Origin of the sequence: Streptomyces sp. MS191, from assembly GCF_008042125.1 — a bacterium.
In the GTDB taxonomy this organism is placed as follows: Bacteria; Actinomycetota; Actinomycetes; order Streptomycetales; family Streptomycetaceae; genus Streptomyces.
The window spans coordinates 1-543 of record NZ_RDBI01000212.1; the positions used below are offsets into that span (position 1 = coordinate 1).

Below are 543 nucleotides of genomic sequence, written 5' to 3' on the forward strand. Positions count from 1 at the left end.
GGTCCAGCAGGTCGATGCGGTGTCCGGCGGCTTCGAGCACGGCGGCGGCACGGCGGGCCGTGTGCGCGGTGAGGGAATCGGCGCGGTGATGTGCGACGACCACGAGGGCCGTTCCGGCATGGCTGTCGTGCTGCGGCACGGTGTCTCCCGGTTGGTCTCGGCGATGCGATGCCTCCAGTACAGCCATGAGGACGTGGATGATCCATGGGAGAAAAGCTCCCGAACATAGGAGAGCGTCTACGATGCGTTCCGTGGATCCCTTGAGTTCACTCCTGAGCGGCATCCGGGCCGAGGGCTCGGTCGTCAGCCGCGCCGTACTGACGGAGCCCTGGACGATCCGCTTCGCCGACGACGCACCGCTCACCATGATCAGCGTGCTGCGCGGCGGGGGCACCCTCCTGCTGCCCGACGGCACCGAACGGGCGGTCGGCGCGGGCGACACGGCCATCGTGCGCGGGCCCGCGCCGTTCCATCTCGCGGACCATCCCACCGCCGTCCACACCTCCCACACCACGTACGAGATCGCCTGCTTCACGGAGGACA

The 543-nt window shown here is 69.1% G+C and carries 1 protein-coding gene; it reads left to right on the forward strand.

The genetic code is table 11. The features are described from left to right. Nucleotides 1-251: 251 nt before the first annotated feature. Nucleotides 252-543: cupin domain-containing protein (locus EAO71_RS36605; protein ID WP_261992529.1), on the forward strand; the 292-nt coding region annotated here is incomplete at its 3' end.